The sequence below is a fragment of the Micrococcus sp. 116 genome (assembly GCF_902506395.1).
Taxonomy (GTDB): domain Bacteria; phylum Actinomycetota; class Actinomycetes; order Actinomycetales; family Micrococcaceae; genus Micrococcus; species Micrococcus luteus.
This window is the reverse complement of sequence record NZ_LR732370.1, coordinates 2,269,318-2,290,493: the sequence shown is the minus strand read 5'-3', so window position 1 is coordinate 2,290,493 and position 21,176 is coordinate 2,269,318. Positions and strand designations below refer to the sequence as shown.

The following is a 21,176-nucleotide window of genomic DNA, read 5'->3' as shown; positions in this document are numbered from 1 at the left end:
TTCCCGAGTCTACCGACGGCGCCCCGCCGGTCAGCCGCGCACCTCGGGGTTGACGAGGGCCGGGACCTCCGCGCCCGTGGCCATGGCGATCGCGTTGCGCGCGGCCAGCTCGGCCATCGCGGCGCGGGTGTCCCGGGTGGCGGAGCCCAGATGCGGCAGGAGCATCACGTTCTCCAGCTCGGCCAGGCCCGGGGCGAGGGCGGGCTCGTCCTCGTAGACGTCCAGACCGGCGCCGAAGAGCCGCCCCTCGCGCAGGGCGGTGACGAGGGCCGCCTCGTCCACCACGGGCCCCCGGGCCGTGTTGACGAGGACGGCGTCGTCCTTCATCTTCGCGATCACGTCCGCATCCACGAGGTGATGGGTGTCGTCCGTCAGGGGCACGTGGAGGGACAGGACGTCCGCGACCTCGACGAGCTCCTCCCAGCGGACCTGACGGACGCGGCCGGCGAGGTCGCCGAGCTCCGCGGCCGCGACCTCCCGGTGCGCGGGCGGCCGCGGCGCGAACACGACCTCCATGCCGAAGGCGAGCGCACGCTCGGCCACCGCCTTGCCGATCCGCCCGAAACCGGCCAGGCCCAGGGTCGCGCCACGCACGTCCCGGCCCACGAGCAGGTCCGGCGCCCAGCCGTGGAAGCGTCCCTCGCGCACCATCCGCTCGCCCTCGGGGGCACGGCGGGTCACCCCGAGGATCAGGAGCATCGCGATGTCCGCGGTGGCGTCCGTGAGCACGTCCGGGGTGTTGCCGACGGCGATCCCCCGCCGCGTCGCGGCGGCCACGTCCACGTTGTTGTAGCCGACCGCGTAGTTGGCGATGCCCCTGATCCGCGCGTCGGCGAGCACGTCGGCGGTGAACTTCTGGTCCAGGGCCGCGACGACGACGTCGTAGTCCCCCGAGGCCACCAGCCGCGCGAGCGCGGCGTCCCCTCCGACGTCGGCGCCGTCCACCACCTCTCCGGCCGCGCGCAGCATCCCGAGCCCGGGCTCGGGGAGGCGGGTCATGAGCAGGAAACGGGGGGTCACGGCGGGGCCTCACTCTCGGATTCGGCGGCGACCAGACCGCCTACACCTGGGTCATCACCTCGGCCCTGCTCGCCACGGCCATCGCCACCCCGATCTGGGGCAAGCTGGCCGACCTCGTCAACCGCAAGGTCCTCTTCCAGGTCGCCCTGGCGATCTTCGTCGCCGCCTCCGCGGCGGCCGGGTTCACCCACGATCCGACCTTCCTGATCGTCTGCCGCACCGTGCAGGGCCTGGGCGGCGGCGGCCTCGTCGCGCTCAGCCAGGTGATCATGGCGGACATCATCAGCCCGCGTGAGCGCGGCCGCTACATGGGCCTGTTCGGCGCCGTGATGGCCGTGGCCACGGTGGGCGGCCCGCTCGCCGGCGGCGTGATCACCGACCTGTGGGGCTGGCGCTGGAACTTCTTCGTGGCGGTGCCCTTCGCTGTCGTCGCCCTGGTGATGGTGCAGCGCACCCTCCACCTTCCGCACCGCGAGCGCCAGAAGGTGTCCATCGACTACCTCGGCATCGTGTTCCTGACCGCGGCCACCGCGCTGCTGCTGATCTGGGTCACCAGCGCCGGTCGCGACTTCGACTGGGCCAGCACCACCACCGCGTGGATGCTCGGCGGCGCCGCCGTCGCCACCGTCCTGTTCGTCGTGACCGAGCTGCGCGTCGCCGAGCCGCTCATCCCGCTCACCCTCTTCCGCGACCGCACCTTCACCCTCGCGACGATCGCCTCGATCGCCACGGGCCTGGCCATGTTCGGCTCCTCCGTCTACCTGGCCCAGTACATGCAGCTGGCCCGCGGCGCGGCGCCGACCCAGGCCGGCCTCATGACCATCCCGATGATCCTCGGCCTGCTCGTGTCCTCCACGGTGATCGGCGGCCTCATCACCCGCACCGGCGTGTGGAAGCGCTGGCTCGTGATCGGCGCCGTCCTGCTGATCGCCGGCACCGCCCTGCTCGGCACCCTGCACTACGACACCTCCTTCTGGCTGGTGTCCCTCTACATGTTCCTGCTCGGTGCCGGCGTCGGCATGACCATGCAGAACCTCGTGCTCGTGGTGCAGAACACCACCGACCCGCGGCAGATGGGCGTCGCCAGCTCCGGCGTCACCTTCTTCCGCACCCTGGGCGGCAGCATCGGTGTCGCCGTGATGGGCGCCGTGGTCTCCAACGTGGTCCCGGACCGCATCGAGGAGCGCCGCGCGGACCTCGCCGCGGCCCTGCGCAGCCTGGGCCCGGACGCCGCCGAGTGGTCCGAGAGCCTGCAGTCCAGCACCCTGCCACGCGTGGCGGAGATGCCCGACGGCCTGCGCTCGATCTTCGAGGACGTCTACGCCACCGGCATCTCCCACGCGTTCCTCGTGGGCGTGCCGCTCGCGATCGTCGCGCTGATCGCGATCCTGTTCCTGCCGAACATCCCGCTGGGCCGCATGACCACCTCCGAGCGCCTCCACGCCACCCGCGCCGACCTGGCCACCCACTCCACGGCCGAGGCCATGCAGACGCTGCCCGCGACCGGTCCGATCCCCGTGGTGACCGCGGCGCAGGGGCAGCATCCGGCCGAGGACCCGGAGGAGTCCCGGGCGGTGGCGGCCGAGCGCCCGGCGACGGCGTCGCCGGTGGCCGGCCGGCCCGTCGTCCCCGCGGCGCTGGCCGTGGCGGGGACGGCCCTGCTGGCGGCCGTCGTCACCGCGCTGGTCCGGGCCCGCCGTGGCTGACGGCGCCCCGGACCCGGGCAGAGGCGGCGACGACGCGGGCTTCGAGGCCGCCGTCCAGGGGCTCGAGCAGGCGTTCTCGCGTCTGGTCCTGCAGCACCGCCAGGTGATGGTCCGCTACGCGGCGGCCCTCAGCCCGGCCCTGTCCGTCGGGGCGATGAAGGCGTTCATGATGCTGGCCAACGAGGGGACCATGACGCCCTCGGCCGTGGCCGAGGGCCTGCTGGTGGACCGCGCCCAGGTCTCCCGCATGGTCCGCGACCTCGAGGCCGCCGGGCTGATCACCCGAGAGCCGGACCCGCGGGACCGCCGCTCCGCCCTCCTGAGCGCCAGCCCCGAGGGGCTCGCCCGCCTCGACGCGGTGCGCGGCGGCCCGGCGGGTCGCGGGCTGCGCGACGACCTGGCGCGCTGGGACCGCGAGGACATCCGGACGCTGACGCGCCTGCTGGACCGGCTGGCCGCCGAGCGTCAGACCCGGATGCAGGACCCCGCCGAGTCCGAGTGAGCCGCCGGCCGGACCCGCGGGCCCGGCCGGCGGGCGGGATCACCAGATGGTGACGCGCTCCTCCGGGGCCAGCCACATGGGATCCCCCTCGCGCGTGCCGAACGCCTCGTGGAAGGCGTCGATGTTCTTGACCACCTGGTTGCAGCGGAACTCGTTGGGCGAGTGCGGGTCCGAGGCGATGCGGGTGACCATGGCCTCCGGTCGCGTGAGCTGACGCCACACGGTGGCCCAGGCGGTGAAGAACTCGCGGTCCCCCGCCGCGGCGTCGAGGGAGGCGCCGTCGCCCTCGTCCCGCCAGATCTCCAAGGCGCGGTGGGCGATGCCCAGGCCGCCGAGGTCGCCGATGTTCTCCCCCAGGGTGAACTCGCCGTTGACGCGGTGGTCCGGGGCCTCGGCCGGGGAGAGCGCGTTGTACTGGGCCACCAGCCGGGAGGTGCGCTCGGTGAACGCCGCGCGGTCCTCCTCGGTCCACCAGTCCTCGAGCCGACCGGCGCCGTCGTACCGCGAGCCCTGGTCGTCGAAGCCGTGGCCGATCTCGTGGCCGATCACGGCGCCGATCGCCCCCAGGTTCGCGGCCATCGAGGCCTCGGGGTCGAAGAACGGGGGCTGCAAAATGGCGGCCGGGAAGACGATCGCGTTCTCGAGCGGGGAGTAGTACGCGTTCACCGTCTGCGGCGTGATGTGCCACTCCTCCGGGTCCGGCCCGTCCGCGATCTTGCGCAGGTCCCGCTCCCACTCGAGCTCCGAGGATGAGCGGGCGTTGCCCAGCAGGTCGCCGGCGTGGACCTCGAGGGCGGAGTAGTCCAGCCACTTCGAGGGGTAGCCCACCATGGGGCGGAACATCGCCAGCTTCTCGAGCGCCCGCTGACGGGTCTCCTCGCCCATCCACTCGAGCTCCTCGATGGACCGGCGATAGGCCTCCTGGAGCAGGCCCACGAGCTCGTCCATCGCGGCCACGTGGCCCTGCGGGAAATGGCGGGCCACGTAGAGCTGCGCCACGTCCTCGCCGGCCGCCCCGTTGACGAACGCGACCGCGCGCTTCCAGCGGGGGCGGACCTCCTCGGTGCCGGCCAGGCGGCGGCCGTAGAAGGAGAAGTTCTCCTGCACGAACGCGTCCGGCAGGAAGCCGGCGAAGGAGCGCAGCACCTGCAGGATCAGCCAGTGACGCCAGTCCTCGAGGTCGGCGGCCTCGGGTCCCTCGAGCAGCCCCTGCACACCGGAGAGGAAGTCCGGCTGCCACACCACGACCTCCGCGGCGCGCTCGCCGGCGGCGTCCACGCCCTCGAGCCACGCGTCGGCCAGGGGGAAGAGCTCCGTCAGCCGGTCGTGGGTCATGGGGTTGTAGCGGGCCACGGCGTCCCGGCTGCGGACCAGGTCCCAGTGCAGGGCGGCGATGCGCTTCTCCAGCTCCACCACCCGGACGCCCAGCGCGGCGGCCTCGTCCCGGTCCGCGCCGATCCCGGCCAGCGTCAGCAGGCGGCCGGTGTGCTCGGTGTACTGCGCGAGGATCTCGGCGTAGGCCTCGTCCCGGTAGTAGGACTCGTCCGGCAGGCCCAGGCCGCCCTGGAGCAGGTGCAGGAGCATGCGGTCCGGGTTCCCGGCGTCGTTGAGTGCGCCGGTGTTGATGAGGCCGGAGACGCCCTGACGCTGCAGTCGCCCGGAGAGGGTGAGCAGCTCCGCAGGGGTGGTCACGGTGGCCACCGCCGCCAGGTCCGAGGCGATCGGCTCGAGGCCGCGGGCCTCCACGGTCTCGTCGTCCATGAAGGAGGCGTACAGCGCGGCGATCCGGCGCTTGAGCTCCGGATGCTCCATGCCCTCCGTGTCCTCCGCATCCAGCGGCGCGAGCGGGGCGTCCCGGTGCGCGCCGGCCGCGGCCGTGGCCTGCACGCGCGCCTGGGCGGGGTCGAAGCCCGCGCCGACCTCGCGCACGGCGTCCTCGCACAGGTGCCGGACGGCGAGCTCGGCCGCGTCCCGCAGCTCGAGGAACGCGCCGTAGGCGCCCTGGTCCGCGGGGATCTCGTGGGTGTCCAGCCACCCGGCGTTGACGTGGCGGTACAGGTCCTCGCGCGGCGACGGGACGCGGGGCTCGGCGGTGGCGGTCACGGCGGATCCTCCTGGACGTGGGGGGTGGGACGGTCTCGCACGGCACTCTAGCCGTGACACCGGACACGACGACGGGCACGCACCCTGGTCGGGTGCGTGCCCGTCGTCGTGGGGACGGCCGGCCCGGGGGCCGCCGTCGGGAGGCGGGGGCTCAGCCGACCTCGGCGGCCAGCTTCGCGAGCGACTCCTCCATCTGCTCCTCGGAGACCATCGGGAAGAGGTTCTTCTCCAGCAGCTCCGGGTCGGTCACGTCGGTCCAGTCGTAGGTGAGGGACACGTCCGTGCTGCCGGAGCCGTTGTCCTCGAGCCGGTAGACCCACTGCCAGCCCTTGGGCTCGGTGCCGGCGGGGGCGGTCTTCCAGCCGACCAGCTTGTTCGGGTCGTAGGCGACCACGTGGTTGTCCGTCTGGTAGTCGCCACCCATGTGCTCCGCGTGCATGTTCATGGTGAACACGTCGCCGACCTTCTGGATGCGCTGGGTCTTGTCGTCCGACTGCACCATGCCCGAGCCGTCGAACTTCGCGTGGTTCGCGGGCAGGGTCAGGAAGTCGAACACGTCCTTGGCGGACGCGTCGATGGTCCGGGTGACGGTCTGCTGGGTCTCGCCGTGGGCGGTCTTGTTCATCTCGGTCATGGGATCAACCTAGGCACGGGGCCGGGGCGGCCGACAAGGTCTGGGGCTCAGTCCGGCACGTTGCGCCCACGCCGGAACGCGGACACGCTGCGGTGGCCGGCCACGCTGAACCGCCACGGGAAGCGCACGGAGCCGCCCTCCCCCGAGACGCCGACGCGCGGGCCCGTCACGACCTCGATCGGCGGCTCGGCCGGATCGCGGGGCGCGGGCGGGGCCAGGAGGAAGCGGGCGGGCGCGGCCGGCGCGGCGAGGCGGGCCGGGGTGCCGCCGTCGTCGGCCACCTCCGGCGGCGCGGCGACGATCTCCACGGGCGCGTGGCCCATCTCCAGGGTGATGCCGAGGCCCTGGCCGAGGTTCCCCGGGCCGGAGAGCAGCTTGAGGCCGGTGTCCCGGCCACGGCGGGCCACCGCGAGGTCCCCTCCCGCGAGCACCTCGGCCGCACGCAGCAGCACACCGCCGGCCTCCCCCTCGGGGTGGCCCACCAGGTTCAGGCAGCGGTGGATGCCGTAGTTCAGGTACACATACGTACGCCGCGGCGGCCCGAACAGCGCGGCATTGCGCTCGGTGCGACCGCGGAACGAGTGGGCGCCGGGGTCCGCGCCCGCGTTCCCGTACGCCTCGGTCTCGGTCAGCCGCACGGTGACGGCGCCGTCCGGGGCGACGACGGTCAGCCGGCACCCCAGCAGCGTCGCGGCGAGCGCGGGCGAGGGGCCGTCGAAGGCGGCGGCGAGACGCTCCGGGGTCACGGCAGCGGCCCCGCGGCGGGCAGCACCATGGTGTCGATCAACCGGACGGGCGGCACGTGCGCGGCCACGAGGGCGAGGGCCTCGCGGCGCAGCGGCTGGCACAGCAGCTCCGGACCGAGCTCGGCGAAGGTGTCCCGGTCCACCACCACGAGGTGGTCCAGCTCGACGCCCGGCTCGTCCTCGACCATCCGGCGAGCGGCCTGGACGTCGACGGGCTCACCGGCCGCCGCGGCGTCGGCCAGGGAGCGCAGGGCGCGGCTGAGGACGAGCGCGTGTTCCAGGCCCGCGGCGTCCAGGCGGGTGTTGCGGCTGGAGAGCGCGAGGCCCTCGGGCGAGCGGACGATGGGCACGGCGCGGACGTCGACGTCGATGTCCAGGTCCGTGGCCAGGCGGCGCAGGACGGTGAGCTGCTGCGCGTCCTTCTGGCCGAAGTAGCTGCGCAGGACCGGCACCGCCGGGCGCACGATGTTCCACAGCTTCGCCACGACGGTGGCCACGCCGTCGAAGTGGCCCGGGCGGGAGGCGCCCTCGAGGACCTCCCCCATGCGGCCGGCGGAGACGGTGACGATCGGCGCGTCCGGGTAGCCCGGGTACATCTCCTGCACGTCCGGGGCGAACACCACGTCGGCGCCCGCCGCCGCCAGCAGGTCCAGGTCCGCGTCCAGGGTGCGCGGGTAGTGCTCCAGGTCGGCCGGATCGCCGAACTGGAGCGGGTTCACGAAGATGCTGACCGCGACGACGTCGTTCTCGGCGCGGGCCCGCCGCACCAGGGCCGCGTGGCCGCCGTGGAGGGCGCCCATCGTGGGGACCAGGCCGACGGTGACGGGCTCGGCGTCGCCGTCGTCCGTGGCGTGGGCGACGAGCTCACGGAGAGCGGAGCGCATCTCGGCGACGGTCCGGGCCAGACGCGGGCGCGCGGAGACGCCGTCAGCCTCGGGCGTCACGGGAGCGGGGAGGGCGTCCTCGAGGGTCAGGCCGGTGCCGGCGGGGACGGGGCGCTGGTCGGGGACGCGGTCGAGAGGGGTCACCCTCCGAGTCTAGGCACGGGGCCTCGGGGAGGACTTCCGCCTCACCACGCGCATCTGGTCCAAGGCCTGAGCCGCGGGCCGGATTCGGCCCCGCCACGCGCGACGCCGGCCGGTCCCGTCAACGGGACCGGCCGGCGTCGTGCTCGAGTCGGGCTCAGGCGTCCTTCGCGGTGTCCTTCACCTGGCGGGCGGCGTCCTGGGACTCCGCCTTGAGGCCCTGCGCCGTGTCCGTGCCCTGCTCCTTGAGGTGGGAAGCGGCCTCGGCGGCCGACTCCTTCACGCTCCCGGCGGCCTCGCGGGCGGCGGGCTCGAGGTCCTCGCGCAGCTGCTGGGCGGCCTGCTTGGCCTCGTCCACCAGCGGGGCGGCCTGGTCCTTGAGGCCCTCCGCGGCGCGCTGCTCCGCGCGTGAGGCGGGGATCAGCGAGCTGAGCAGCAGGCCGGCACCGAAGGCGATCAGCCCGGCGGCCAACGGGTTGCCCGCGGTGCGGCCGCGCAGCTGAGCCGGGGCCTGGTGCAGGGCGTGCTGGGCGTCGTCGGCCCACTCGGACACCCGGTCGCCGGCGTCGCCCAGGCGGTCCTGGGCCTGGCCGGCCGCGTCATACGCGGAGGCCCGGGCGTCGTCGACCACCGCGTGGGCGCGATCGCCCAGCGAGGGCTCGTGGCGGTGCTGCTCCGGGGAGCCCATGATGTTCTCCTTCGCGTGGATGAAGCCGTCCTTGATGCGGTTGGTCTGCCGGGACACGGCCTTCGTGGGGCTCACCTTCTCGGCGAGGGCGTCCACGTCCTGGCCGAGCTCGCGGCGCGTGCGCTCGATGTCGGCGCGGATCTCGTCGGGGTTGTTGCTCGTGGTCATCGCGTCTCCTTCGCGGGGTTCAGGGTCTCGGGGATCTCCTGAAGCGTCTCCTGGGTCTGCGGCAGACCCTTGATCTTCTCGATGTCCTTCTTGCCCTGTACGGCCAGCACGGCCGCGACGACGCCCCACAGCACGGCCACGATCAACGCGGCCCAGCCGATCGGCAGGAATACGTCGAGCAGGTGCATCAGGGCCAGGGACAGGAACATCAGCAGGAAGAAGCCGCCGACGGCGGCGCCGGCCAGCAGGCCTGCCCCCTTGCCGGCCTTCTTCGCGGACTCGGTGGCCTCGGCCTTGGCCAGGGCGATCTCCTGGCTGACCAGCGTCGACAGCTTGGCCGACAGGCTCTGGAACATCTCGCCGAGGCTCTCGTGCTCGGCACGGAACTCCGCCTGCGTGGGCGGCGGGGTGTGCGCGCCGGAGTGCGGCGTCGCGTCGCGGAACGGTTCGTGGGCGGTGCTCATGCGTCACCCCCGGGCCGGGTCTGGTCGAACGGCCGCTCGGCGGTCAGGCCCTGCTGGACCGGCGCCTGCGTGCCATACGGGGTGTCCCCGACGCCGGCCGCGCGGCGGGGCCCGGCGCCGTCCGCGACGCGGCCGTCGGCCTGGGAGAGCGAATCGCTCGAGTAGGCCGGGGCCTGCGAGTCCAGGTGGTGCGGGGTCACGTCCGCGTGCACCGCGTCCGGACGGGTCGTGTGACGGCGCGGCGAGGTGGAGGCGGCGGAGTCGGGCTGGGCGGCGTCGCGGATGCCGCGCGTCAGTCGACCGGCCACCAGCCCGGCGCCCAGGGCGAGGGCCAGGAACGTGCCCGGACGGCGAGCGGCGAAGCCGCGCACGTCCTGCAGCAGGTCCTGCGGGGAAGCGGTCTCCAGGCGCTGCGTCAGGGCCTCGGCACGGTCCGCCACCGAGGCGACGCCCTGGCGCACCAGGTCGGTCTGCGGCTGCTCACCGGAGACCACGCGGTGCAGGTCGTCGGTGTAGCTGCGCACCTGGCCCGCGAACCGCTCCTGCTGGGTCTGCACCTGCGCGCCGACCTGCTCCTGGGCGGAGCCGACCAGCGACTGCACCTGGTCAGCGGCCTCGTCCTTCACCTGGCCGGCCTCGTGCTTGGCGGTGGCCGCGAGGTCCTGGGCCTTGTCCTTGGCGTCCTGGGCCACGGCCTTCGCCTGGCCCTGGGCCTCGCCCGCGGCCTGCTGGGCCTTGTCCTTCGCCTGGTCCTTGGCGTCACGGCCCTCGGCTGAGGAGCCGTGGGCGTTCTTCGGCGTGTTCGTCGTCATGCTGTGCCTTCCTTCGTCCGGGTCGGCGGCCCCTCATGGCCAGCCCTTCTGGCCGTCCACGTCACCGGGTCCACCGGTCCTGAGGGCCAAGGTAAGCACCGCGACGGACGTGCCGGAAGACCTCGGGTCCGCCGGGATCGTCTCCGGTCGGGACGGGGTCAGCGCACCTTCAGGCCCCGCTGGGCGGTCTTGCCGACGCCCCGGCCCGGGTGCTCCTTCTTGCCCTGCATCCAGGTGTCCACGGCCTGCACGCCGAGGTCGGGGTGGTCGGTGAAGAAGCCGTCGATGCCGGCGTCGAGGAACGGCTGGATCATGCCGACCATGTCGCCCCGCGCGTTCGGGTCCGTGGAGGAGCGGAACTCCGTGTAGAGGAACTGGTTCTCGGCGCGGAAGGTGTACGGCACCACCTCAAGGCCCGCGCGGTGGGCGAGGGAGACGAACGCGGTCTCCTCGCCCATCGAGCCGTCCTTCTCCTTGGTGATGATCTGCGCGAAGGCCGGGCCGAGCGTGTCGACGCCGGCCGCGCGGACCTCGCGCATGCCCGCGGCGGTCTCGTAGAAGTCGTAGTCGCGGAGCCCGTCGCCGGCGGCCACGGAGTCATAGGGCGCGCCGGTGACGCTGGAGAGGAACACCGTCTCGGCCTTGAGGCCGAGGTTCTCGTTGAGATCGCGCAGGTTGGCGAGCTCGAAGGACTGCACGGTGGCGGGGGCGTTGCGCTTGTTCAGGCCGTACTCGTCGAGCAGCTCGACGACGCGCTCCTCCATGGACAGGCCGATGGAGTCGAAGTAGGTGGGGTGCTTGATCTCGGGGATGACGCCGATCTCGCGGCCGTACCGGGCAGAGAGGCGCTCCCGCAGCTCGAGCACCTCCTCGAAGGTGGGCACCTGGTACCGGCCGTCGTAGGACGCGGACTCGGGGCGGACCTGCGGCAGGCGCTCCTTGGCGCGCAGGGTCTTGAGCTCGGCGAGGGTGAAGTCCTCGGTGAACCAGCCGGTGAGGGCCACGCCGTCGACGACCTTGGTGGTCTTGCGGTCCGCGAACTCGGGCCGCTGGGCGACGTCCGTGGTGCCGTCGATCAGGTTCTCGTGGCGGACCACGAGCACGCCGTCCTTGGTGGAGACCAGGTCCGGCTCGATCACATCCGCGCCCTGGGCGGCGGCCAGCTCGTAGGCGGCCAGGGTGTGCTCGGGGCGGTAGCCGGAGGCACCACGGTGACCCACGACGTCGGGGCGCACTACGGGCTTGCCCGTGACGGACTGCGCGGCGGCCGGGGTCGTCGGTGCGGCGGGGGCGGCGGCGGCCGGGGCGGCCAGCGGGGCGCTGACGGCGACGGCGGCGGCGAGGGCCACGAGGCCGCGGGCGGCGTGACGACGGACGGAGGTCATGGAACGGTCCTTTCCGGGAGGGGGATGACCGCTCCAGTGGGCCAGATCCGGGTGTCGGCCGGGTGGCCCCCCTCCGGCCACAGCCGGCCCGTCCGGTGAACAGCCGGTGACGGGCGGCTGATCGGAGAGGTTCAACCGCCCGTCACGATGCGCGGCGCCGGGCCCGGCGGCTCAGCCCGCCGTCGGCGACGGCCGCGTCAGTCCCAGCGTCTCCGGGGCCGACGGGGTGCCGTCGCCGAGGACGTGCTCGCCCAGGAAGCCGAGGACGACCTCGTACCAGACCCTCGCGTGCTGCGGGGCGAGGATCCAGTGGTTCTCGTGCGGGAAGTAGAGGAACCGGTGGTCGGTGGTGCCGTCCGCGGCGGCCGGCCGCCCGGACTTCGCCAGCAGGTCCGACCACAGGCGCAGCCCCTCGCCGATCGGCACGCGGTAGTCCTTGTCGCCGTGGATGACGAGCATCGGAGAGACGATCTCCCCCACGAACCGGTGCGGAGAGTTCTCCTGCTGCATTTGCTCGTCCATCTCGCGGGCCCAGTAGAACGCGGCGTCCGTCGTCGGGCCGAAGCCGTCCAGCGCCCACAGCGAGGCGTGCGTGACCACGCACCGGAACCGATCGGTGTGCCCGGCCACCCAGTTCGCCATGTAGCCGCCGAACGAGCCGCCCATGGCGGCGGTGCGGTCGCCGTCGACGTCCTCACGCGCCACGACGGCGTCCGTGAGCGCCATCAGGTCCGTGTAGGGCGCCTGACCCCAGCGGCCCCAGCCGCGTTCGATGAAGTCCTGGCCGTAGCCCGTGGACAGCGCCGGGTCCGGCATCAGCACCGCGTAGCCGCGCGCCGCCATGACCCACGGCGTCCAGCGCCAGCTCCACGCGTTCCACGAGCCCAGCGGCCCGCCGTGGATCCACAGTAGCAGCGGGTGACCGCCGGCCGGCGCCTCCCCCTCGGGGAGCACGAGCCAGCCGCGCACGCGCGTGCCGTCCTCGGCGACGGTCTCCACGTCCTCGAGGGTGCCCGGGATCGCGGGGCGCTCCACGGGGTTCGGCAAGCGCGTGGCCTCGCCCGTGGCCAGGTCGATCCGCGCCACCTCCGGCGGGAACAGGTAGGAGGAGCGGACGCCGTAGGCCGTGGCCCCGTCCGGGGAGAGCACGACGTCGGTCCACGCCTCGTCCTCCCGGGTCACCTGCGCGACGGCGCCGGTGGCCACCTCGATGCGGAACACCGGGCGGCGACCCTCCGAGTCCGCGAGCGCGATCACCGCGGAGTCGTCCGGCAGCCACGCGACGACGTCGGCCCAGCGGTCCCAGCCGTGGGCCAGGGGCGTGGTCTGGCCCGTGGCCGTGTCCATCACGTACAGGCGCGGGTGCACGGCGGAATGCGGGGTGGAGTCGGGGGTGCGGACGACGACGGCGCGCGTGCCGTCATGGCTGACGGGGCCGACGGCCACGTCCTCACCGGGGACGTCGTGCAGGACGCGGTGCTCGCCCGTGGCCAGGTCCACGCGCACCACCGTGCCCTCGCGCACGTTGCCGCGAGCCTCGGCGGTGGCGGCCGTGGTGAGCAGGAACGAGCCGTCCGGGGCCACCTGCGCGCCGATCCCGAACGCGTGGGAGCGCGGGAATCCGGAGACGTGGCGCAGGTGGTGCGCCACGTCGTCGGCCTCGGGAGCCAGGCCGGAGGCGGCGGGGCCGGGCTCGGCGACGTCGGCGTCGGTGGCGGGCTCGCCCTGCGGGTCCGGGCCGGGCTCGAGGACGAAGAGCTCGGGGCGGGCGGGGCCGAGGTCGTGGTCCCAGAAGCGGATGGGGTAGCCGGTGTGCAGGATGGCGTCCACGCCGGCGTCCCTGCGGGTCTGCGCGAGGGCCGCGTGCTCGGCCTCGGTGGTCGCACCGAGCAGCCGGTCCGCCGTGACGACCACGCGGTCCGCCGCGGAGGCGCACGTGACCGCGGCGACGCCGCCCGGGCGGGAGAGCACCACGCGCGCCTCGCCGCCCCGGGCCGGCAGGGCCCACAGGGCGTTGCGCTTCTCGGCCTCGGCGTCGGCGGGGTCGGGACGGGCGGAGGTGAAGAAGAGGGTGCCGTCCGCGGCGAACTGCGCGCCGGCCTCGCCCTCGCGGGAGCGGGTCAGGCGGTGGGCGGGGCGCTCGCCCGCGGGGTCGACCTCCCAGAGGGCGGTGGCGTAGCCGGTGCCCTTCGCGTCCCGGGTGGCGACGGTGGTCACCAGGCGGGCGCCGTCCGGGCTGAGGGTGAGACCGGCGACGCGCGGCAGGGCGGTGAAGGCGTCGAGGTCGTGGAAGGGGGTGGCGGGGGTGTTGTGTCCGGGGTGTCCGGGGTGGAGGTCATGCGTTCGTTTCTATCGGCCTGCACGTGATCCGGGCAACACGGAGGGCGGCGGGGTGGTGGCCTCGACGGCGGGCCGCCCCGGTGCCCGCCGCGCCTCAGGCGCCGGGCAGCGCGCCGGCGTCGGCCCGGATCTGCTGGAGCTGCTCGCCGAGCCAGTCGACGTACCCGCCCATCCACTCCCCCGTGGCCTGGTCGTTCCAGCTCTGGCCGACCACCGGCTGCGGGAAGACGACGGCGTCCGAGAGGGTGTCCCGCAGCGCGAGGGCGGGCCCCTCCTCGTCCGCGACCGTCACCCACTGCATGCCGTGGCGCGCGCCCAGGTGCTCGCCGAGCAGCACCGCGACGACGTCCAGCAGCACCGCCAGCTCCTCGGGGTCCAGCTCGTCGGCCTCCGCCTGCGAGCGGGCCAGCACGGCGTCGTAGTACGCGGCGACCGCGTCCAGGTCCAGGTGGTCCACGCCCTCCTGCGCGGCGAAGTCGCGACGGACGCGCACCCACTCCCGCTCGGGCTCGGTCAGGGGGCTCATCTCGGGCTGGTCGGTCATGGCCTCCATCCTGCCAGGCGCGTCGGGCGCCGCCGTCGCCGGAACGGGCGGCGCCGGCCGCGCTTTCGTTCGAGAAACGGCGAGGAACCGGGGGGACACACCGCCGGAGGCCTGCGATCCCCCAGCGGGAGCACTCGTGGACGCGCCCGATGTCGTGCCGCCAGCGACGAGGCGAGCGTGCGGGCCGTCGTCGTCCGCCGCCCCCGACCGGACTTGAGACACTGGCCCCATGCGCATCATGACCGTCTGCCTGGGGAACATCTGCCGCTCGCCCGCCGCCGAGGCCGTGCTGAACCGCAAGCTCGCGGAGGCCGGTCTCGACGACGTCGAGGTCACCTCCGCCGGCACGTCCGACGAGCACGTGGGCGCCCGGCCGCATCACCTCACCCGCGAGGTCGGCGGCGAACTGGGCTACGAGTTCCCGACGGTGGGGGTGCAGCTGTCCGCCGACCTCGTGGACGACGCCGACCTGATCCTCGTGATGGACGAGGCCAACCTCGCCGACGCGCGGCGGCTCGCGACCACGGACGAGCAGCGGGACCGGATCCACCTGATGGGCGAGTTCGCGTCGGATGCGGACAGCGCCGGGGTGCGCGAGGTCCCCGATCCGTACGGGTATCCGCGGCCGCAGTTCGAGGAGATGTACCGGCAGATCGAGGACGCAGCAGACGGCGTCGTCGCCGCGATCCGCGACGGCCGCCTCTGACGGCCGGGGCGCGGCCCCGGACCCGCCGTTTCCCGAACGAAAACGGTCCGGGACCCGCCGTTTCCCGAACGAAAGCGGGGGGCGGGGGCGGCGGGGGGTCGGTCAGTCGTCGTGGGGGTCGTCGGAGTCGTCGAGGACCTCTCGCAGCCGCGCCGCCGTGTCCGCGCGCAGGGTGCCGCGGGTCTCGGCGCGGTCGGTCGTCGCGCGGGCGAGGGTCTCCCACACGGCCCGCACGTCCGGGGGCAGTCCCCCGGCCTCGAGCTCCCCGAGGGTCTCACGGTGGGTCCGCAGCGTGTCGACGTCACCGCGGGCCACGGGGCCGGTGAGGGCGCCGTCGCCGTCCGTGAGCGCGTTCTCCAGCGCGGCGGTCATCAGTGAGCGCAGCACCCGCTCCGGGTCGGCCACCCCGATCGTCTCCAGGATCTGGCGGGCCTGCGCCGTCAGCGTCACCAGGTGGTTCGACCCGTGGGACAGCGCCAGGTGGTAGGCCGCCCGGTCGGCCTCCTTCACGACCACGGGCTCGCCGCCCATCTCCACCACGAGCGCCTGGGCCACGGGCAGCACCACGGGGTCCGCGGTCACGCCGAACACGCAGTCCTGCAGCCGGGCGACGTCGAGGCTCAGCCCCGTGAACGTCATGGCCGGGTGGATCGCCAGGGGGATCGCCCCGTGCGCGCGCACCGGCTCCATCACCCCCACCCCGTAGCGGCCGGAGGTGTGCACGAGCAGGTGGCCGGTCTGCACGTGGCCCGCGGCGGCCAGGCCGGCCACGAGCTCGCCCAGCGCGTCGTCCGGGACGGCGAAGACGACCATCTCGGAGCGGCGCAGGATCTCGGGGATCTCCAGGACGGGCACGCCCGGCAGGAGCATCTCCGCGCGGTCCCGCGAGGCCTCGGAGACGGCGTGCACGCCCGTGATCGTGTGGCCCGCAGCCCGCAGCGCCGAGCCCAGCACGGCCCCCACTCGACCCGCGCTCACCACGCCGACGCCCAGCCGCCCGGGCCGCTGCGCCGGGTCATGCGGGTCCAGGCTCAGGTCGAGTCCGCCGGTCATCGCTCCTCCTCGCCGCGCACGGCGGGGACGTCTGCCCCGCTCTCCTCCCCGACGACGACGCCGCCGCCGACGCCGGCCCGCGCCAGTTCGCGGCGGCCCACCTCGGTGGCCGCGACCTCGCGCGTGCGCTGCTCGAAGCGGGCCAGCTCCTCCGGGCGCATCCACTGGTCGCGGTCGGCGAGGCGACGTGAGACGGCCGCGTGCCGTGCCTCCCGGGCGTACAGGTCCACGGCCACGTCCTCGTCGAGGTCGCGGACCACGGCGTTCGCCCCCGCGACCCACACGCGCACCGTGGCCAGGCCCAGGCGCCGCTGCACCGGCCCCTGCACCAGCTCGGCCGCCTGCACGCGCTCGTGCTGGAGGGTCTGCAGCCGGCGGTTCAACCAGCCGCTGCGCACCACCAGCAGGGACCGCGTCGTCGTGAAGCCGATCCGCCGCCAGGCGAACCAGTTGAACCACCACCTGCCGCGCCGCGGCACGTGCTGGAAGCCCCCCTCCGTGCCGGAGCCGTGCACGCCCAGGTGCATGAGCCCCGCGGGGGTCAGCCCCTGCGCGGCGCGCGGATCATCCTCCAGGCCCGGGTCCGGGGCCACGACCGTGAGGACGCGGAGCACGTCCTCCCACGGACCGACGGGCAGCGCCACGTCCCGGGTGCCGTCGGACTCCTGCAGGTAGCCGGCCACCGCCATGGTCACCCGATACCAGCCGAAGGGCCGCCAGAACAGAGGCTGGGAGACGGTCACCCCCTGCACCCGCCCCGGCGGGACGGTCTGGTGGGTGGTCTCGGTGAGCCCGTGCCGCAGTCGCAGCCCGTCGGTGGAGCGGCGCACCTGGAAGCCCCAGCCGGCGTTCAACCGGGACCACGCGACGCCGGCCACGGAGAACAGGGCGGGCAGGGACGCAGCCGCGCCGATCCCGGTCAGGGTCTCCCCCTCGTCCAGCACCGCCTCGGGCAGCAGCGCGACCACGAGGGCGAGGCCGGCCAGCCAGATCAGGGACCCGGCCAGCACCCCCAGCACGCCTCCGGAGAGCAGGACGGAGCCGAGGAGCCGCCCCGCGGGCACCTGCAGCATGAGTTCGCCGGCGTCCGCGGCGTCGGCGTCGGGGAGGCCGGGCTCGGCCGCCCGCTCCGGCGCGGACGCGTCCGCCCCGGCTCCCCCGAGCATCCCCGACGCGCGGTCCAGGATCTCCCGGCGCACCGCTTCGGCCTCGGCGCGGCGCAGGAAGGACAGCTCGAGCGCGGACTCGCCGCCGTCGGCCGCCTCGACCTTCACTGTGGCCAGCCCGAGCAGCCGGGCCACGAGGGGGTGCTGCAGGTCCACCGCCTGGATGCGGTCGTAGCGCATCTGCCGGCGGCTGCGGAAGAGCCAGCCCTGGCGCAGCTCGATCCGGTCCTCCCCGCAGCGGAACCGGGTGAACCACCAGGAGAAGAAGAACACGAGGCTGATCAGCAGGGTGACCCCCAGCAGGATGCCGCCGGCCACGAGCAGGCTGCCGTCGCCGCCGCCCGGGGCGTCCTCCCCGCTGAGCCGGCCCGCCGCGAAGTCCTCCACCGCGTTGCGGCCCGCGAAGAACAGGATCAGCAGCAGGAAGGTCCAGCCCCGCACCCAGGGCGAGGCGGGGTGGACGCGGACCCAGCCGGCGTCGTCGGCGGGGGGCGGGGCGGCCGCGCTCACAGGCCCGCCAGCCGCGCCTGGCCGCGCGCCATGAGGACTTCGCGCAGCTCCTCGGCCCTCTCGCGGGGCACGCCCTCCAGGGTGACGTCCCCGCCCGCGGCGGCGGTCTTCAGGGTGAGGGTCTGCAGCCCGACCCGGCGCAGCAGCGGACCGTCCGACACGTCCACGTACTGCAGGCGGCCGTACGGCACCGCGTGCACGCTGCGGAACAGGATGCCCTCGCGCCACAGGACGTCGTCCTCGCGCTCGGCCCAGCCCATCGCGCGCACGCGCCGCGGGATCAGGATCAGGTCCACGATCCAGGACACGACGACGACGGCCGGCAGCCCCCACGCGACCCACGCGGCCATCCCCGCCCACGGGCCGGTGAGCTTGAGGATCAGCGGCACGGAGAACGCGGCGAGCCAGATCAGGTGGCCGATGGACGTGGCGATGAGATTCACCGTGGTCAGCCGCGGCGAGGCCGGCGTGAAGGCCACGCCGCTCAGGTCAATGCCGGGCACGGGCATACCCTCCTTCGGTCTCGGGACGGGCCGGTCGGCCGCGGCCCGGGGACCCATCCTGCCCACGGCCGCCCTCGGGCGCATCCTCCTCAGGGGGGATCCGGCACCACCGTTCGACGATCAGCCCCACCACCAGCAGGACGAGACCGCCGGCGGCCTGCAGGGCGGCCTCCCGCACGGTCGGCGCCCCGACGCCGGCCCGCAGCAGCACCTGCACCGCCACACCGGCGTGCCAGCCGCCGAGGGCCGCTCCCGCGAAGCCGGAGGCCTGGCCGAGCACGAGCGTGCGGGCCGCGGCGAGCGGGTCCATCCGCGCGGCGGCGGGCTTCTCCCGGTCCCGGCGCACCCGCCAGCCCAGCCCGATGCACAGCACGGAGACCGCGGCCACGGTGATCAGGCCGCCGCGACCCACCACGGGCGCCGGCCAGCCCAGGGACGGCGCGGCGAGCCCGGCCAGCCAGCCGAGCACGGCGGCCGCCAGCACCACGAGCAGGGTCCACCCGGAGCGCAGCGCGATCACGTGTCCTCCCTCCCGAGGGCGTCCGGGCATGCCGGGCGGAGCGGGACGACGTCGTCGGTGCCGGCCAGCAGCCGGTGCCGCTCGGGCTCCTGGCGGCGCACCCCGGGGGCGTCCGCGGCGACGGCGGCGAGGTCGGCGACGGGCGTGCCGGCGAGCGTGGCGTCCGCGTCGAGCCACAGCCACGGCAGCAGCACGAAGGCCCGCTCGGCCGCGCGGGGGTGCGGCAGGGTGAGGTCCGGGTGGTCGCTGCGCACGTCCCCGTAGGCGATCACGTCCACGTCCAGGGTGCGCGCGCCCCAGCGAACCTCACGCCGCCGATGGTGGTCCTGCTCGAGCCGGTGCGCCACCGCGAGCAGCTCCCACGGCGCGAGGTCCGTGCGCAGGGTGACCACCTGGTTGAGGTAGTCGGGTTGGCCCGGCGGCCCGCCCACGGGCGCGGTGACGGCCCGGGGCGAAGCCCGGACGTCCGTGATGTGCGGCAGCGCGGACAGGGCGGCGACGGCGGCGTCGAGCGTCTGCGCGGGCTCGCGCAGGTTGGCGCCGAGGGCCAGCACGGCCGCGACGGGCGCGTCCGGGCGGGCGCCCAGCTCGGGGACGGGCGCGGGGCCCTCGGCCGGGTGCGTCCAGTCGACGGTGCTCACGCGAGATCCTCCCGGGTGCGGTGCACGGTGACGGCGGCGTCCGCGAAGTCGTGCGGGATGGGCGCCTGCGGCTTGTGCACGGTGACCTCGACGGCGGTCACCACGGGCTGCTCGGCGAGGACGGCGCGGGCGATCCGGTCGGCGAGGGTCTCGATCAGGTCCACCGGCTCCCCGGTGACCAGGCGGACCACCGTGTCCGCGACCTCGGCGTAGTTGGCGGTGCGGGCGAGGTCGTCGCCGGCCGCGGCGGGGCCGGCGTCGAGGTGGAGGACGACGTCCGTGACGAACGGCTGCCCGTCCCGGCGCTCGTGGTCGAAGACCCCGTGGTGCCCGACGGCGGACAGCCCGGCCAGGCGGATGCGGTCCCGGGCGCTCACGGCAGCACGTCCTCGGAGACGGGCTCACCCGGGGCATGCGCCCCGACCCAGGCGGCGGCGGTGCGGACGGCGTCGGCGCTGGCGCGCACGTCGTGCACGCGCACGCCCCACGCGCCCTGGGCGGCGGCGAGGGCGGAGATGGCCGCGGTGGCGGCGTCGCGCGCGGCGGGCGGGGCCGGGGTGCCGTCGTCGTCCGCCAGCAGCGTGCCCAGGAACCGCTTGCGCGAGGCGGCGACGAGCACCGGGTGGCCCATGGCGCGGAGCCACTCGAGGCCGCGCAGCAGCTCCCAGTTCTGCTCGCCGGCCTTCGCGAAGCCCAGGCCCGGGTCGACGATCAGCTGCGCGGGCTCGACGCCCGCGGCGAGGAAGCGGCCGGCCACGTCCCGCAGCTCGCACACGACGTCCGGGACGGTGTCCTCGTAGACGGCCAGCCCGTCCATGGTCTGCGGGTTCCCGCGGTTGTGCATGAGGATGTACGGCGCGCCCGACGTGGCGATCAGCGCCGGCATATCCGGCTCGTGGGCGAGGCCGGAGACGTCGTTGACGATCACCGGCCCCAGCGCCAGGGCAGCCCGGGCGGTGGCGGTGTGGCGCGTGTCCACGGAGAGGACGACGTCCTCGGCCAGCAGCGCCTCGATCACGGGCAGGATGCGCTCCTGCTCCTCGGCCGGCGGCACGGCGCGGGCCCCGGGGCGGGTGGACTCCCCGCCCACGTCCACGATGTCCGCGCCGTCCGCGACCATGCGCCGGGCGTGCTCGACGGCCGCGCGGACGGTGGCGTGCTCCCCGCCGTCCGAGAACGAGTCAGGGGTGACGTTGAGGATGCCCATGACCAGGGTCCGGTCCGCGGGCAGCCGCCCCAGCAGGGCGCGGTTCGCCTCCCGCGCCGCCGCGTCGATGCTCTCGTCCACGTGTCCTCCTCCGCCGTCGGTGGTCCTCAGCCGTGCATGATGAGGCTCATCGCCTCCGAGCGCGTGGACGGATCCCGCAGCTGGCCGCGCACCGCCGAGGTGACGGTCTTCGCGCCCGGCTTGCGCACGCCGCGCATGGACATGCACATGTGCTCGGCCTCCACCACCACGATCGCCCCGCGCGGGGCCAGGTGCTCCATGAGCGCCTCCACCACCTGCGTGGTCAGCCGCTCCTGCACCTGCGGACGCCGCGCGTACAGCTCCACGAGACGGGCCAGCTTGGACAGCCCCGTCACGCGGCCCTCGGCGGAGGGTATGTAGCCGATGTGCGCGGTGCCGTGGAACGGCACCAGGTGGTGCTCGCAGGTCGAGTAGAACGGGATGTCCTTCACCAGCACGAGCTCCTCGTGCGCGATGTCGAACGTGGTGCCGAGCACCTGGTCCGGGCTCTGGTGCAGGCCCGCGAAGAACTCCGCGTACGCCTTGGCCACCCGCGCCGGGGTGTCCGCCAGGCCCTCGCGGTCCGGGTCCTCACCGATCGCCAGCAGGATCTCCCGCACCGCCGCCTCGATGCGCGGCCGGTCCACCGCGGTCGAGTCCGGGTCGAACGTGCCGGGGACGGCGTCGTCGGGGGTGTGGGCTGTCATGCGGG

At 74.6% G+C, this 21,176-nt stretch carries 21 protein-coding genes and 1 pseudogene; 3 read left to right on the top strand and 19 right to left on the bottom strand.

Annotation, left to right across the window (positions count from 1 at the left end; all coding sequences use genetic code 11):
• Nucleotides 1–30 precede the first annotated feature (30 nt).
• Complete coding sequence (locus CITRIK5_RS10725) at nucleotides 31–1,020, bottom strand: D-glycerate dehydrogenase (protein WP_159833630.1); 990 nt, start codon at nucleotides 1,018–1,020, stop codon at nucleotides 31–33.
• 20 nt (nucleotides 1,021–1,040) lie between these two features.
• Here CITRIK5_RS10725 and CITRIK5_RS10720 point away from each other — a divergent pair.
• Both CITRIK5_RS10720 and CITRIK5_RS10715 read left to right on the top strand, forming a co-directional pair.
• Nucleotides 1,041–2,726: pseudogene (locus CITRIK5_RS10720) on the top strand (DHA2 family efflux MFS transporter permease subunit); the annotation flags it as partial.
• Complete coding sequence (locus tag CITRIK5_RS10715; RefSeq protein ID WP_036314817.1) at nucleotides 2,719–3,228, top strand: MarR family winged helix-turn-helix transcriptional regulator; 510 nt, start codon at nucleotides 2,719–2,721, stop codon at nucleotides 3,226–3,228. The pseudogene CITRIK5_RS10720 and the gene CITRIK5_RS10715, both read left to right, overlap by 8 nt.
• Before the next feature lie 39 nt (nucleotides 3,229–3,267).
• Here the strand turns inward: CITRIK5_RS10715 and CITRIK5_RS10710 are convergent, their stop codons facing one another.
• The 10 genes from CITRIK5_RS10710 to CITRIK5_RS10665 all read right to left on the bottom strand — a co-directional run bounded on the left by CITRIK5_RS10710 (nucleotide 3,268) and on the right by CITRIK5_RS10665 (nucleotide 14,137).
• Nucleotides 3,268–5,331, bottom strand: coding sequence for a M13 family metallopeptidase (locus CITRIK5_RS10710; protein ID WP_159833628.1), 2,064 nt, complete (start codon nucleotides 5,329–5,331; stop codon nucleotides 3,268–3,270).
• A 151-nt stretch (nucleotides 5,332–5,482) separates the two neighbouring features.
• The gene (locus CITRIK5_RS10705; protein ID WP_036314813.1) at nucleotides 5,483–5,965 is read right to left on the bottom strand and encodes an SRPBCC family protein; all 483 of its coding nucleotides are present in this window, start codon (nucleotides 5,963–5,965) and stop codon (nucleotides 5,483–5,485) included.
• A 47-nt stretch (nucleotides 5,966–6,012) separates the two neighbouring features.
• Nucleotides 6,013–6,711, bottom strand: a complete 699-nt coding sequence (locus tag CITRIK5_RS10700) for a DNA-3-methyladenine glycosylase (protein WP_036314811.1) — start codon at nucleotides 6,709–6,711, stop codon at nucleotides 6,013–6,015.
• Complete coding sequence (panC, locus tag CITRIK5_RS10695; RefSeq protein WP_159833626.1) at nucleotides 6,708–7,739, bottom strand: pantoate--beta-alanine ligase; 1,032 nt, start codon at nucleotides 7,737–7,739, stop codon at nucleotides 6,708–6,710. The genes CITRIK5_RS10700 and panC overlap by 4 nt, the downstream gene beginning before the upstream one ends.
• Nucleotides 7,740–7,893: 154 nt before the next feature.
• On the bottom strand, nucleotides 7,894–8,592 hold the full coding sequence (locus tag CITRIK5_RS10690; protein WP_036380847.1) for a DUF3618 domain-containing protein: 699 nt from the start codon (nucleotides 8,590–8,592) through the stop codon (nucleotides 7,894–7,896).
• Nucleotides 8,589–9,056 carry a phage holin family protein gene (locus tag CITRIK5_RS10685; RefSeq protein WP_036314802.1) on the bottom strand — a complete coding sequence of 156 codons (468 nt, stop codon included), beginning with the start codon at nucleotides 9,054–9,056 and terminating at the stop codon, nucleotides 8,589–8,591. The genes CITRIK5_RS10690 and CITRIK5_RS10685 overlap by 4 nt, the downstream gene beginning before the upstream one ends.
• Nucleotides 9,053–9,868, bottom strand: coding sequence for a hypothetical protein (locus tag CITRIK5_RS10680; RefSeq protein ID WP_036380841.1), 816 nt, complete (start codon nucleotides 9,866–9,868; stop codon nucleotides 9,053–9,055). Before CITRIK5_RS10680 ends, CITRIK5_RS10685 begins: the two co-directional genes overlap by 4 nt.
• A 158-nt stretch (nucleotides 9,869–10,026) precedes the next feature.
• A complete protein-coding gene (locus CITRIK5_RS10675) occupies nucleotides 10,027–11,253 on the bottom strand; it encodes a glycerophosphodiester phosphodiesterase (protein WP_049146623.1) in 1,227 nt (408 codons plus the stop codon).
• Nucleotides 11,254–11,424: 171 nt separating this feature from the next.
• Nucleotides 11,425–13,470 (bottom strand): alpha/beta fold hydrolase, encoded by a 2,046-nt coding sequence (locus CITRIK5_RS10670; RefSeq protein WP_236557184.1) that lies wholly within the window; start codon nucleotides 13,468–13,470, stop codon nucleotides 11,425–11,427.
• 217 nt (nucleotides 13,471–13,687) lie between these two features.
• The gene (locus tag CITRIK5_RS10665; RefSeq protein WP_061866859.1) at nucleotides 13,688–14,137 is read right to left on the bottom strand and encodes a DUF3806 domain-containing protein; all 450 of its coding nucleotides are present in this window, start codon (nucleotides 14,135–14,137) and stop codon (nucleotides 13,688–13,690) included.
• A 229-nt stretch (nucleotides 14,138–14,366) separates the two neighbouring features.
• On the opposite strand from CITRIK5_RS10665, the gene CITRIK5_RS10660 reads away from it, so the two are divergent.
• A complete protein-coding gene (locus tag CITRIK5_RS10660) occupies nucleotides 14,367–14,843 on the top strand; it encodes a low molecular weight protein-tyrosine-phosphatase (RefSeq protein ID WP_061866860.1) in 477 nt (158 codons plus the stop codon).
• Nucleotides 14,844–14,945: 102 nt separating this feature from the next.
• Here the strand turns inward: CITRIK5_RS10660 and CITRIK5_RS10655 are convergent, their stop codons facing one another.
• From CITRIK5_RS10655 to folE, 8 genes are read right to left on the bottom strand one after another with little or no spacing between them, the layout of a single operon-like run.
• On the bottom strand, nucleotides 14,946–15,896 hold the full coding sequence (locus CITRIK5_RS10655) for a Rossmann-like and DUF2520 domain-containing protein (protein ID WP_061866861.1): 951 nt from the start codon (nucleotides 15,894–15,896) through the stop codon (nucleotides 14,946–14,948).
• The gene (locus tag CITRIK5_RS10650) at nucleotides 15,893–17,572 is read right to left on the bottom strand and encodes a PH domain-containing protein (protein ID WP_061866862.1); all 1,680 of its coding nucleotides are present in this window, start codon (nucleotides 17,570–17,572) and stop codon (nucleotides 15,893–15,895) included. The genes CITRIK5_RS10655 and CITRIK5_RS10650 overlap by 4 nt, the downstream gene beginning before the upstream one ends.
• Nucleotides 17,569–18,081 (bottom strand): PH domain-containing protein, encoded by a 513-nt coding sequence (locus CITRIK5_RS10645; RefSeq protein ID WP_061866863.1) that lies wholly within the window; start codon nucleotides 18,079–18,081, stop codon nucleotides 17,569–17,571. Before CITRIK5_RS10645 ends, CITRIK5_RS10650 begins: the two co-directional genes overlap by 4 nt.
• A complete protein-coding gene (locus CITRIK5_RS10640) occupies nucleotides 18,062–18,595 on the bottom strand; it encodes a DUF3180 domain-containing protein (protein WP_123244272.1) in 534 nt (177 codons plus the stop codon). The genes CITRIK5_RS10645 and CITRIK5_RS10640 overlap by 20 nt, the downstream gene beginning before the upstream one ends.
• On the bottom strand, nucleotides 18,592–19,236 hold the full coding sequence (gene folK / locus CITRIK5_RS10635; RefSeq protein WP_123244271.1) for a 2-amino-4-hydroxy-6-hydroxymethyldihydropteridine diphosphokinase: 645 nt from the start codon (nucleotides 19,234–19,236) through the stop codon (nucleotides 18,592–18,594). Before folK ends, CITRIK5_RS10640 begins: the two co-directional genes overlap by 4 nt.
• Entirely contained in the window at nucleotides 19,233–19,613 is a 381-nt protein-coding gene (gene folB, locus CITRIK5_RS10630) for a dihydroneopterin aldolase (protein ID WP_044659875.1), read from the bottom strand. Before folB ends, folK begins: the two co-directional genes overlap by 4 nt.
• Nucleotides 19,610–20,524 carry a dihydropteroate synthase gene (gene folP, locus CITRIK5_RS10625; RefSeq protein ID WP_095353930.1) on the bottom strand — a complete coding sequence of 305 codons (915 nt, stop codon included), beginning with the start codon at nucleotides 20,522–20,524 and terminating at the stop codon, nucleotides 19,610–19,612. Before folP ends, folB begins: the two co-directional genes overlap by 4 nt.
• A 26-nt stretch (nucleotides 20,525–20,550) precedes the next feature.
• Entirely contained in the window at nucleotides 20,551–21,171 is a 621-nt protein-coding gene (gene folE, locus CITRIK5_RS10620; RefSeq protein WP_020625291.1) for a GTP cyclohydrolase I FolE, read from the bottom strand.
• Between the last annotated feature and the right edge of the window lie 5 nt (nucleotides 21,172–21,176).